We start from the raw sequence: 12716 nt of genomic DNA, 5'->3' as shown, positions 1-12716 counted from the left end.
GATTAAAATCATCACTAATAAATGGATTAAGCGACTATATCTTATCGGGTTGATAGAACCGAACGGTGCCATCACCCTCATTTGAAACGATTAATAAACTTCTGCCATTGGGGCTATCTTTTGGTTTAACAAACATCAAACCTTCGGGCGCATCGCCGGTAGAGAATAACTGAACAAATTTTGGCGCTGCCGGATTGGTCACATCATAAATAGCAATTGCATCTGCACGTTCCATACCGATAAATGCCAGGATTTGTCCGTTTACTTGTGCAACCGTTACACTTTCTACTTCTACGCCTTTATTATCTGAACGATCGTCGTCGTATTTTCCGGCATCAATTACATGCTGCTCAAGATCTTTACCAATGTTGGCAACCAAAGCTCCCGTATTTGCATTCAGGATACTCACACTTCTGCCCCCGGTTGAAAACAATTCCTGGTATACCTTATTTGTACCAACCATGGTAAAACCAGCGGTATTGGTTACGGTAAGCCGTCCGAGATTTGCATCTAACTGCAAGGTTGCAGCATTAGGAAATTTAACCAGATCTAAAATAAGATCTTTTACACGCACCTCTTCTTTTGATTCTTTTGGACTATAATCCTGACGGGTATCACCTTCATTGGCCAAGGCTAAATAAGGCGCACCGTTAGATGTAAAATAAGATATGGCATCTGGCAGGTAATAAGCTTTTATTGGCCATGTACCCAATACTTTTTTACCATCTTTATCACTAACATCAAAAGCATTTTCGGTTAGGCTGATATCTCTTGTACCCAACGGAATAATCTTCGTAATGGTTCCGGCTAAAATATCTACTTCGGCAACACCGTTATTTTCCTGAAGTGTAACATAGGCCTTTTTGGAATCGCTGCTTACTGCAATGTATTCCGGCTCAATATCCTGGGTAAAACTGGCATTGTATCCGTAAATCCTGAAACCACCTGCCAATAATGTAGCTTTTTGCGATTCAAAAGCTGAAAAATCTATTGTTTTTACAGAATAATTATCTTTGATATTGATGATTGAAATGGTTCCTTTAGGATCTACCGTGTAGGCTAGATTGGGTTCGCCTTCATTGGCAGATAAAATGTAGTTGCCATCAGGGCTAAAAGTTACCATATCTGGCATAGCACCTACCGTAATTTTTTTAACTTCTGAAAGATCTGAGGTTTTTAGCACCACAACATCGCCATTTCCCTGCTTATCGGCGCCATCTAGAGCAATTGCCAATAAACCGTTATTTACGGCAACGCTATTAATCCCGGCGTTAGCTGCATAAGTTAAGGTTTGTAATTTTGTAACTGTTGGATATTTGCTCATGTCTACCACATCAACTTTGGCACCTCCATCATTACTGGCGACAAACAGCTTTTTGGTTAAAGGATCATAGGCAGAAATTTCTGAAGCGAATTCACCGCCTAAATCAATAGCTGCAGTTTCTTTAAAGCTGTCTATTTTTTCTGGAACAACAGCTTCTACCGGAGGATCTACAATCGGATCATCTTTTGAATCTTTTTTACAGGCAGCAAATGCCAGCGAAGCAATAAAAATTGCACCAAATAGTTTTTTACAGTTCATGGTTTGTTTAATATCTGAACCGCAAAAATAGAGGTGCAAAACGTTATTTTTTAAGCTGCAAACATTATCATTTGGTTAAGGAATTGTGAAGAAAAACTAGAGCGGAAGACTAAAGACCAAAGTTGAAAGACTAAAGTAGAAACCACCTTCATCTCGATTCGATAGCTATCAGTCCGATATGAAGAGAGTGGCTAAAACAAAAAAATCCCGATATAAATACCGGAATTAATGATGTGTGCAATTTACCAACAAGATACTCCAACAAGTTACCAATTGACAGACTCCAAAAAAAGCTCGTCATCTCGACCGAAGCAGCGCGAAGTGGAGAGATCTATCGAAACAGATTTCTCGACTGCGTTGCACTCCGCTCGAAAAGACGGTAACTCTCGGGAATTTTTACGCGTAGATTAATTGCTGTCAATCACATTGATTTCTATACAATAAATTATCCCCAGTATGAAGTTTAGATAATAATTAAATATGTATCGCTCTGTTCTCAGTTGCAGCAAGTGCCGCCTCTTTTAACGCCTCTGTATAAGTTGGGTGCGCATGGCAGGTACGTGCAATATCCTCAGCAGATGCGCGGAATTCCATCGCGATAACCGCTTCAGCAATCATATCTGCAGCACGTGGGCCAATCATGTGTACGCCTAAAACCTCATCAGTTGCCGCATCGGCTAAAACTTTGATGAAACCGTCGGTATCCATGCTGGCTTTTGCGCGTCCGCTGGCTTTGAAAGGAAACGAACCTGCTTTATATTTTATACCTTTTTCCTTTAACTGCTCTTCGGTTAAACCTACAGAAGCCACTTCTGGCCAGGTATAAACTACTCCAGGAATTAAGTTGTAATTAATATGTGGTTTCTGACCGGAAATGGTTTCGGCCACATAAATCCCTTCATCCTCCGCTTTGTGTGCCAACATTGCGCCTGTAATTACATCTCCAATGGCATAAACACCAGCAACCGAAGTTTCTAAATGCTCATTAACCGGAATTTTTTTACCTCTTTCTTCAACGGTAATCCCTATTTTATCTAAACCTAAACCTTCGCTGTAAGCAGTACGGCCAACAGCCACGATGCAATAATCAGCGTCAAAATTTACGCCTTCACCTTTGGCATTTTCTGCAGTAACCGTTACTGTTTTACCATTATTTGTAGCACCGGTAACTTTATGATTCATAAAGAATTCCATGCCCAGATTTTTCTTTAATACGCGTTGAAGTTCTTTACCTAAACTTGCATCCATTGTTGCAATGATAGATGGCAAAAACTCAATTACTGAAACTTTTGTACCTAAACGGGCGTAAACAGAACCTAACTCCAAACCGATCACTCCGCCACCAATTACAACCATAGACTTTGGAACTTCTTTAATATTTAAAGCCTCTGTTGAAGTGATGATCCGTTTTTTATCGATCGGTAAAAATGGTAGAGCTGTAGGTTTAGAACCCGTAGCAATGATTACATTTTTAGCAGATAGCGTTTCCGTAGTACCATCAGCTTTTGTTACCAGGATGGTATTTTTATCTACAAAAGAGCCTACACCTTCGAAAGAATCGATTTTGTTTTTTTTGAACAGATACGTGATACCGGCCGTATTCTGCGCAACAACATCGTCTTTACGTGCGATCATTTGCGGCATATTTACTTTTAGGCTTTTCAAATCGATACCGTGAGTAGTAAATGTATGAGCAGCATTGTGATAATGCTCCGATGAGTCTAACAAAGCCTTAGATGGAATACAACCAACGTTTAAGCAAGTTCCTCCAAAAGTTTTATATTTTTCTACTACTGCAGTTTTTAAACCTAACTGAGCACAACGGATTGCGCCTACATAACCGCCCGGCCCTGAACCGATAACAACGACATCGTATTGCATAATTTCTTGAGTATTTTAATTAGCCAAATGTATGGAAAAAAGGCGGAAAGCTAAAAGTAGAATAGGGCAATTGTCTGCCAGTTACAATACTCAAAGTATAGATTAAGCAACCCATAATCATAAATCCAGGTTCATTGCTGAGACCATTAGACGATAATCCTAAAAAGTTCAAATATCCACAAGTGATAAGCATAAAAATATTTTACTTTAAGACTATAAAATATTTGATTGGCTCAGTTATGAACCAGAGATATTATACACAAATTCAAAAATCAGGAGATCAATACTAAATTATGACCTAATAACCAACGAACTATTGATGAACAAACAAATGAACCGTTCACTAGTAAACCATTTACTAATAAACTATTGACTAATAAGCCATTGACCAATAAACCTTAAGCCCCTTGTCCGAAAGTAAGCAGATTGTTATCCGGATCAAGCATAGAAAATTCCTTTTGCCCCCAAGGTTTTGTTTGCAAATGGCCATTAGGATGAATGCTTTGGTTAGTATCAAGCATCCATTTGTACAAAGCTTCGATATCATCTGTGCGCATATAAACCTGACCATAGTTTTCTTTGGGATCAAGTGCTTCAAATAAAAAAAAGTGAATCTGAACATGATCTTTTTGCACCATAAGGTAATCCTTAAAATTGTCGGCCCCAATATCTTCAAAGCCTAATTTATTCACATAAAAATCTCTGGTGATTTCTTTATCACGCATTGGAAGTTTCGGATTGATTGCTGTCAGCATATTTTTTTTATTTCAAAAATGAGGAATTTTCTGAAAAGCAGCACTTGATCGAAATCAGGAAATTCAACAGTTAGCCCTAACCCTGCTTAAGGTTTCGGGCGTTATTTTAAGATATGAGGCGATGAGTTTAACCGGAAAAACCTGTACAATAAGTGGCTTTGACTTTTTAATGTATTGGTACTTTTCTGCTGGACTTAACGCATTATCGAATAGATAAGTCCTGTGGTTAGCCTGGTCAAAAATCCGACCGAAGCTTAAAAAGGATTGTGATCTTGCAATCAGTTCATGCAGGTGGTATAAACTCAATTCAATCACTTCAGCATCCTCAAATGCTTTAATTGTTGTATCTGATGGCTTCTGACCTATTAAACTTGAGTGATTGTACATCCATTCTTTGGGTAGATGAAGATCAATGATTGTTTCGGTTTCATGATCAGATTGAAACTGAACAAAAGATCCGGACAGGATGAAATAAACAGATTGGCAAATCTCACCCTGGCGCAAGACCATATCGTTTTTCCTGAATATCTTTCGCGTGGCTTTTTCTTCAAAAAGAAGCAGATCAGCGGATGAAAATAAGCCGACACCAGATAAAATTTCCTGAACTGATATCATATAAAATTCAATTATTTGAACGGATGGAGCAACCAAACAATTTATGGATTAGTGGCTTTACTGGTGATTAGATAAGCAACGATCAAATTCGGAATCCAGCATAACCACGCAACAACCAGATAGGCTTTAAAAAAATCGCCGTACATTATGGTCAAAATTGGCAACCAGATCCTTAAGGTTACCGCTGCAAAACACGCCGCATAACTGTAAACCATCATTTTTTGATGTTTCAAGATTTCGCCGTTTTTAATATGTAAATAAGCCTTTAACGTAGTATAAAACCAAACGACGCCTAAACAGATAAATCCTGCGGAAGAAACCCACCCGCCTGTTGCAAAAAAGCCGATATAAATACCTGCCAAGGCGCTAAGCAGCACCGAAACCACGTAAGCTTTACCCAATTTCCGGTGCAAGGCTATTCGGCTGTTTCTCATTTTCGGACTAAATTGTGTCCAGCCGATCAATAAAGCTACTCCTCCTAAAATAATATGCGTATAAAAACCAATGTTCCAGAAAGTATTACTTAATAACTCGGCAGACTTTGAATTCAAAAGGCCAAACTTCCTATCAATCAAGAAGTAAATCGTTGGATAGAATCCTATCAGTAATGCGAAAGTCGCAAATAAAATCCATAACCCTTTTTTAACCATATTAAATCCCGTTGCTTATTACTAAGCTAGTTAATTTTGGAGAACTAGATTAGTTCCTTATGTAACATAAATGCTTTGGCATTCGCAAAACTGAGAAAAAGCTCATCGGCTATTTTTAGTTTTTGATGTGCACGCACATTATTTTGTATAGCATAACAGGTAATACCGGCAGCCATGGCCGATTTAACCCCATTTAAAGTATCTTCAAAAACGATGCATTCTTCTTTAGCTAAGCCCAGGCGTTCCACACAAAGGTTATAACTTTCGGGATCGGGTTTAGATTTGCTTACATCTGTTCGGGTGATAAACAGACTAAAATATCTGGCCAAACCATTGCGCTCGAAAACAGCTTCCACATCAATCTTCGGACTGGCCGTAACCACTGCAAGCGTAAGTCCTTTCTCGTAAGCAAATTGCACAAACTCTAAGGCATAAGGCATTAAGGCTATATCGGTTGTTCTAAAACCATCAAAGGTTATCTTTTCTCTTCTTTCAATAAAGCTGGCTAAATCTTCATCAATTTTATAGCGATCTATAATCGTTTTTGCATTTTTCGGCAGCGGAATCCCAGCATAATTACTTAGCCAATCTTTAAATTCGATATGCACATTATAGGGTTCTAAAAAGGTATTCCAGCAATCAAAATGAAACTTTTCGGAATCAATCAATGTACCATCTAAGTCGAAAAGCAGGGCTTTTATTTTACTCATTATAAATTTTTAACTGAATTGGTTTATGGGATAATTTCGAAAAGGAAAAACTGTTGCAACTGCGTTTTACTGAAATTATTATCTACACAAAATATCAAAGAACGGTGTCCGTTTGCAAGTTTCGGCCCAAAAGTTACCCCTTCAACATTATCAATGTGCATATTTAAGGTATCAAAATCGAAAAGTAGTTTTTTGCTGAGCGGCTTAGGTGGATTTTTTGCAAAAGATGAATTATCAATTTCATTTTCTGCACCATTCAGATCAACCAGGTAAAGTTTTAAAAAAGTATGATCGTCATGGCCTTTTGCCCAGGCCCTCTCCAATACCAGAAGCGTATGATGGTTAACGGCCAGTATTTCGGAAATCCCGTTCACATTCCAATCGTTATCTACAGTAGGCTTAACAGGTAAAGCGCCAAGGTTGTAGGCATATTGCACAACATTCTTTTTAGTCGCCATATCAAACTTTAAAATCCTTGTTAAAGCCTTATCATATTCAAAAGCGGCCTGAGGACCATCCTGGTAAAGTGGTTCTTCTAAACTGGCATATAAAGTTCTGTAATCATCCGCATAAGTCAGGCCTTCAAACAAAGCATTTTTCCGTGGGCCACTCTGCATTTTTGTAAAATGAAAACCTTCCGGCAACGGAAGGGTATCCAAAAATTTACCCGCTGTAGAAATAAAAGTTAAACCGGGCTGAACAATGGTCGTATCACCATTTTTAAACAATCTTTCGCCTTCACTGCTCCAGATCAGTTGTTTCGCAACCGGATTATAACGAACAGCTTCTCCATCTGGCTTCAAGCTTTTATCTGTGCCGTATTTAGGGTATTGGCTCCCATTTTCCTGTAAAAGAAAATTAACTCCCGTAATCCGGATGGTATCGATTTTATTTTCTTTGAGATCGATCTTTGCCGTGTAAATCCTCGCTGGACTAAATTGCGACGGATCATCACTGATCATGTAATATTTGTTCTGTTTTACATCATAATCAATCCCCGATAAACCACCAACAACCGTATTTTGAAAAATAGGGTTTAAGGGCATGACATATTCATCCAAAAACTTTATAGCTGAAATATTAGCCTCATCCTGTTTAATTTTAACATGCCTAGTTACCGAACAGGAAGAGAGAATAATAGCAAAAAGAGCATAGATGATGAAGTATGGCTGTATGAATTTCAAATCGAAATGTTTAGGTTGCAAAAATATGTTTTTTAGATGCAACAATTTATAATTTTTGCCACGGAGGCTAAGATGGGTACGGAATAATCTATTTTGTGGTGTTAGCTGTTATCAGCTGACACACGTCAATATACTGATAGAAACTTGCAATTAAGCCATCTTTTCAAAACAAAAACAATTGGATGGTAACATCCGACTGCACATTAAATACTTGCAAAACCAAAGAGTTGTCAACTTTAATAGCTGGCCAGACGGAAAGTTGACAACTCTGAACTGCTAAAACAACTTACCGATTACGCGGTAAGTAATGTTATTTCCATCAACTACCTCTTCATAATACACATCATCAGGCGAGACAAAATATTTTTCATTTTTAATGGTCACCTCTCTGCACCCTTCAGGCAATTGGTCAATAATATCGCCAATATTATGCGTATTAGCCAGGCCATCTGCGGTATTTAAAACGCCATCTTTGCCAGCCACCACATATACGGTTTTACCTTCAGCATTTTCTTTTTGGGTGTAATAAACTCCTTTGTATTCGTAATAATCAACTCCGTTAATGGTTACCCGGTTTGCATCCGACGGTAAATTTGGAACTTCGGCACCAACTGGTGGTGTGACCACTTCGTATTGATCATTATTTTGTTGATAAAACAATCCACCGGAATAATAGAATTGGGTTGGCCCATACCAGAAAGGATAATAACCATAGGGTAATACATTAATCCTCACACCTAAAAACGGTCTGTAAAAACTGTAATAATTGTAGTATGGTCTGTAATAAGGTCTCCCGAAACCAACTCTGTAACCATAATATGGCCTTCCATATCCCATCCGATAACCCGGTCGGTAATAACTATAACTTGATCTGCCAGAACGGACACTGGTAGAAAAACCATCTCTGCCTGGTCCGCGCAAATTTGGCTGATGGGAAAATCCACCAGCTCGTGATGAGCCAACTGAGCCTGATCTGCCACCGCCGAAAGAAGCACCGCCTCCGCTCCTGCTTGGCCGCTGTGCAGAAACACTTTCGATACTCCAGGTTGTTATTATCGCTGCTGCAGCGAAAACAACCAATACTTTACTGAATAACCCATTCATTTTTTTGTGTTTAAGTCAATGAATTATATGACGGTAAAAACGCATAAAAGATTATCCTTGAACCACATTTAACTAAATTTTGATAAAGTAATGACGAATAGAAGGTTAAGCTATAAAAAATACGCAATACAAAAGACACAGTGCCTCATCCATTTTAGATTATCGACCATAAAAACGCAAAACTCCTTTGCATACCATACCTCTGACCCCGGTCTTCCGGCTTTCGGACTCTTCCATTTTCCATCATATGTCATTCCCTCTCCCATGCTAACAAACCTTTTACGCGCTATATTTTTCTTATCAATCGTTAATCACCTATATTTAAATTTTATTCCTAAAAGCCAGCTCAAATGAACCTTACCAAAGTTTTCAGCCTTTTATTTTGCCTGTTTATTTCAAGTGAATTAACGGCTCAACAAACCGATTCGGCTTACGTGAGAGAAAACTATATCAAAATAGAACGCCAGATCCCGATGCGAGATGGGGTAAAGCTATTCACCTCCATATACATACCGAAAAACCAATCCAAAAAATACCCATTTCTGATCAACCGTACACCTTATACTGTTGCCCCATATGGCGAAGATAAATATAAGCTTAGCCTGGGGAATTTCCCGGCCATGATGCGCGAAGGATTTATTTTTGTTTACCAGGATGTGCGGGGCCGATGGATGAGTGAGGGTACTTTTGCCGACATCCGTCCACAACTAACAGGTAAAAAATCTAAAACCGCAATTGATGAGAGTACGGACACTTACGATACTATAGATTGGTTGATTAAAAATGTAAAAGGAAATAATGGAAAAGCTGGCATCTACGGCATTTCGTACCCTGGCTTTTATTCTACCACCTCATTGCCAAATGCTCATCCGGCATTAAAGGCCGTTTCTCCACAAGCACCGGTTACCGATTGGTTTATGGGTGATGATTTCCACCACCGCGGCACGTTGTTTTTGATGGATGCATTCAGTTTTATGAGCAGTTTTGGTGTGCCGAGGCCTAAACCCATTACACCAGATAAAGGTCCCAAAGGTTTTCAGTTTCCCATTCAGGATAACTATCGCTTTTATTTAGAAGCCGGATCTGTCAAAAATTTAAAAGAACGTTATTTTGCAGATAGTATCAGATTCTGGAACGATTTATTTAAACACCCAAATTTAGATACCTTCTGGAAAGCACGTTTAATTACACCTCACTTAACTCAGGTTAAACCTGCAGTAATGGTAGTGGGGGGCTTTTTCGATGCCGAAGATGCTTATGGCACTTTTGACACCTACAAAGCTATTGAAAAACAAAACCCGGGAGCCAACAATATCCTTGTCGCGGGGCCTTGGTTCCATGGTGGCTGGGTACGTAGTGATGGCTCTTTTTTGGGCGATATCAACTTTGGTAAAACAACCAGTATTGATTATCAACAACAGTACGAATTACCTTTTTTTAAACATTATTTAAAAGGCGAGGGAGATTTTAATGCGGCAGAAGCCAATATTTTTATAACCGGCAGTAACGAATGGAAAAAATTCAGCACCTGGCCACCACAAGAAGTAGAAAGCAGGAATCTGTATTTACAACCTAACGGAAAGCTCAGTTTCGATAAAGTAGGCAGAACCGATAGTTGGGATGAATATGTGAGCGATCCAAATCATCCTGTTCCTTACCAGGATGGTATTCAGGCCAGACGTACCCGGGAGTACATGATAGATGATCAGCGTTTTGCAGCCCGCCGTCCAGATGTTAAAACTTACCAGACTGATGCCTTAGCAGCAGATATTACCCTAACCGGCCCCGTGCTGGCCAATCTGGTGGTTTCTACTACCGGTACCGATGCGGACTATGTTGTTAAATTGATTGATGTTTATCCTGAAGATGCACCAAACCCGGTACCGAATCCCAAAAACTTAATTATGGGCGGTTACGAAATGTTGGTGCGCGGAGAAATTATGCGCGGAAAATACCGAAACAGTTTTGAAAAACCTGAAGCATTTGTTCCCGGCCAGATTACAAAAGTAAATTATCCACTGCCAGATATCGCGCATACCTTTAAAAAAGGACATAAAATTATGATCCAGATCCAAAATTCATGGTTTCCTTTGGCCGATCGGAATCCGCAGAAATTTATGGATATTTATCAGGCCGAACCACAGGACTTTCAAAAAGCAACACATAGAATTTATCACGATGCACATAACAGTTCTTTCCTTACCGTTTCTGTATTAAAATAAAGCCGTTACGTATCACCATTGCCTTGGTCCGTGCGCCATGCAACGAAACACAAAACAACTTACTTATCCTTAAAAAATGAAATACTTAAAACTAATCCTTATCCTGCTTTTGGCATCCACAGCTTTCGCACAAAGCGATACAGGATACCCAAAAACAAACTATACCAAAAAAGAGGTGTATATCCCTATGCGCGATGGTACTAAACTTTTCACAGCCATTTATACGCCAAAAGATGCATCAAAGGATAAAAAGTATCCGATGATTATGCAGCGTACCTGCTACAGTGTTGCCCCTTATGGCGAAGATAAATTCCCGGCACGTTTAGGACCATCCGATCTGATGATGAAAGAAGGTTATATTGTAGTGATGCAGGATGTACGCGGCCGCTGGAAAAGTGAAGGCACCTGGACCAATATGACGCCGGTTATCGACAATAAAAAATCGAAGAAAGATGTGGATGAAGGTTCTGATACTTATGATACCATTGATTGGTTGGTTAAAAATGTGGCTAATAATAATGGTAAAGTGGGCCAATGGGGTATTTCTTATCCTGGCTTTTATACCGCAGCGGGGATTTTAAGTAATCACCCGGCGTTAAAGGCATCATCGCCACAGGCGCCCATTTCCGATTTCTTTTTTGATGATTTTCACCATAATGGATCATTTTTACAAAGCTACTTCTTTACTTTCCCGGTATTTGGTGTACAGAAAACGGATACAACCTCAAAACCTTGGTACAATAACCAGATGATTTTACCAAAAACCAAAGATGGCTATCAATTTGCGCTGGATCTCGGCCCATTAACTAATGCCGATAAGTATTATAAAAACAATTTCTTCTGGCAGGAAACCGTTAACCATCCAAACTATGATGAATTTTGGCAAAAACGTGGTCTCCTAAAACATTATGGCACCATTAAACCGGCGGTGATGGTAGTGGGCGGCTGGTACGATGCGGAAGATTTATCAGGGCCTCTGAACATATATAAAACCATCGAAAAGAAAAATCCAAATGCTTATAATACCATCGTGATGGGGCCATTCGGACATGGCAGATGGAGCCGCGAAACTGGCCACACCATGCATAGCAACGTATATTTTGGCGATAGCATTGCTACTTTTTACCAGAAAGAAATTGAAGCCAAATTTTTTAACCACTTCTTAAAAGGCAATGGTGATAAAAACAGCGGTTTACCAGAAGCTTATATGTTCGATACCGGTAAAAAACAATGGGAAACCTTTGATCAATGGCCAACAGAAAAAGCAAGCAAACAAAGATTATACTTAGGTGCAGATGGAAAATTAAGTATGACCGCTCCCCAATCGCCCGGCTCAGTAAATTACATCAGCGATCCTTTAAAACCAGTTCCTTACACGGAAGATTTAACCACTACACTAGGTTTTACGCCGCATAATTACATGAGTGAAGACCAGCGTTTCGCAGGCAGGAGACCGGATGTACTGGTTTATCAAACCGATATATTAGATAACGACATTACTTTGGGTGGCGAAATCATGTCGCACCTTAAAATAGCCACTACTGGTACCGATGCAGATTTTATCGTAAAACTGATCGATGTATATCCGGCCGATGAGCCGAACAATCCTTATATGCCAAATAAAAATATCACCCTGAGCAATTATTGGCAAATGGTACGTTCGGAAGTGATGCCCGCCCGTTTCCGCAACAGCTTTGAAAAACCAGAAGCCTTGGTGGCCAATCAAAAAACTGACGTAAATTTTAAATTGCAGGACGTATTACACACCTTTAAAAAGGGACATAGAATTATGGTTCAGGTGCAAAGTACCGCTTTTCCGTTATTTGCCCGTAATCCGCAAAAATTTGTAGAGAATCCTTATAAAGCTACTGAAGCAGATTATATTAAAGCCACGCAAACTGTTTTTAACGACAGTTTTATCGAAGTTGACGTCATTAAATAAGCTCACGCTCATCTCTGACGAGCGTGCAATAATTAATCGTTTCTAACGATTATAAACCAATTAAAATGTAC

At 39.3% G+C, this 12716-nt stretch carries 10 protein-coding genes; 2 read left to right on the top strand and 8 right to left on the bottom strand.

What is annotated here, in order from left to right:
* Positions 1-34: 34 nt before the first annotated feature.
* The 8 genes from ACFE6N_RS18040 to ACFE6N_RS18005 form a co-directional block, all read right to left on the bottom strand.
* On the bottom strand, positions 35-1582 hold the full coding sequence (locus ACFE6N_RS18040) for a choice-of-anchor I family protein (RefSeq protein WP_378938701.1): 1548 nt from the start codon (positions 1580-1582) through the stop codon (positions 35-37).
* A 474-nt stretch (positions 1583-2056) separates the two neighbouring features.
* Positions 2057-3463, bottom strand: coding sequence for a dihydrolipoyl dehydrogenase (lpdA, locus tag ACFE6N_RS18035; RefSeq protein ID WP_378938699.1), 1407 nt, complete (start codon positions 3461-3463; stop codon positions 2057-2059).
* Between the two features lie 398 nt (positions 3464-3861).
* Positions 3862-4218, bottom strand: coding sequence for a bleomycin resistance protein (locus tag ACFE6N_RS18030; protein ID WP_378938697.1), 357 nt, complete (start codon positions 4216-4218; stop codon positions 3862-3864).
* A gap of 63 nt (positions 4219-4281) precedes the next feature.
* Positions 4282-4833, bottom strand: coding sequence for a Crp/Fnr family transcriptional regulator (locus ACFE6N_RS18025; protein ID WP_378938695.1), 552 nt, complete (start codon positions 4831-4833; stop codon positions 4282-4284).
* Positions 4834-4874: 41 nt separating this feature from the next.
* Positions 4875-5483: a DUF2306 domain-containing protein gene (locus tag ACFE6N_RS18020; protein ID WP_378938693.1), complete on the bottom strand. Its 609-nt coding sequence runs from the start codon at positions 5481-5483 to the stop codon at positions 4875-4877.
* 44 nt (positions 5484-5527) lie between these two features.
* Positions 5528-6193, bottom strand: a complete 666-nt coding sequence (locus ACFE6N_RS18015) for an HAD family hydrolase (protein WP_378938691.1) — start codon at positions 6191-6193, stop codon at positions 5528-5530.
* A 23-nt stretch (positions 6194-6216) separates the two neighbouring features.
* Positions 6217-7377 carry an esterase-like activity of phytase family protein gene (locus tag ACFE6N_RS18010; protein ID WP_378938689.1) on the bottom strand — a complete coding sequence of 387 codons (1161 nt, stop codon included), beginning with the start codon at positions 7375-7377 and terminating at the stop codon, positions 6217-6219.
* 276 nt (positions 7378-7653) lie between these two features.
* On the bottom strand, positions 7654-8481 hold the full coding sequence (locus tag ACFE6N_RS18005; protein ID WP_378938687.1) for a DUF6515 family protein: 828 nt from the start codon (positions 8479-8481) through the stop codon (positions 7654-7656).
* Positions 8482-8831: 350 nt separating this feature from the next.
* Between ACFE6N_RS18005 and ACFE6N_RS18000 the strand changes: the two genes are divergently transcribed.
* Together ACFE6N_RS18000 and ACFE6N_RS17995 are read left to right on the top strand one after the other, a co-directional pair.
* Entirely contained in the window at positions 8832-10703 is a 1872-nt protein-coding gene (locus ACFE6N_RS18000) for a CocE/NonD family hydrolase (protein ID WP_378938685.1), read from the top strand.
* Between the two features lie 76 nt (positions 10704-10779).
* Positions 10780-12645, top strand: coding sequence for a CocE/NonD family hydrolase (locus tag ACFE6N_RS17995; protein ID WP_378938683.1), 1866 nt, complete (start codon positions 10780-10782; stop codon positions 12643-12645).
* The last annotated feature ends 71 nt before the right edge of the window (positions 12646-12716 follow it).

This window comes from Pedobacter sp. BG31, assembly GCF_042464845.1.
Classification (GTDB): Bacteria; Bacteroidota; Bacteroidia; order Sphingobacteriales; family Sphingobacteriaceae; genus Pedobacter; species Pedobacter suwonensis.
The sequence above is the reverse complement of the archived record's forward strand: the minus strand, read 5'-3'. Positions and strand labels throughout refer to the sequence as shown.

What these genes read in the sequence shown, in the direction of transcription:
- ACFE6N_RS18040 (WP_378938701.1), bottom strand. Translation starts at nt 1,582, where the DNA reads ATGAACTGTAAAAAACTATTTGGTGCAATTTTTATTGCTTCGCTGGCA.
- lpdA (WP_378938699.1), bottom strand. Translation starts at nt 3,463, where the DNA reads ATGCAATACGATGTCGTTGTTATCGGTTCAGGGCCGGGCGGTTATGTA.
- ACFE6N_RS18030 (WP_378938697.1), bottom strand. Translation starts at nt 4,218, where the DNA reads ATGCTGACAGCAATCAATCCGAAACTTCCAATGCGTGATAAAGAAATC.
- ACFE6N_RS18025 (WP_378938695.1), bottom strand. Translation starts at nt 4,833, where the DNA reads ATGATATCAGTTCAGGAAATTTTATCTGGTGTCGGCTTATTTTCATCC.
- ACFE6N_RS18020 (WP_378938693.1), bottom strand. Translation starts at nt 5,483, where the DNA reads ATGGTTAAAAAAGGGTTATGGATTTTATTTGCGACTTTCGCATTACTG.
- ACFE6N_RS18015 (WP_378938691.1), bottom strand. Translation starts at nt 6,193, where the DNA reads ATGAGTAAAATAAAAGCCCTGCTTTTCGACTTAGATGGTACATTGATT.
- ACFE6N_RS18005 (WP_378938687.1), bottom strand. Translation starts at nt 8,481, where the DNA reads ATGAATGGGTTATTCAGTAAAGTATTGGTTGTTTTCGCTGCAGCAGCG.
- ACFE6N_RS18000 (WP_378938685.1), top strand. Translation starts at nt 8,832, where the DNA reads ATGAACCTTACCAAAGTTTTCAGCCTTTTATTTTGCCTGTTTATTTCA.
- ACFE6N_RS17995 (WP_378938683.1), top strand. Translation starts at nt 10,780, where the DNA reads ATGAAATACTTAAAACTAATCCTTATCCTGCTTTTGGCATCCACAGCT.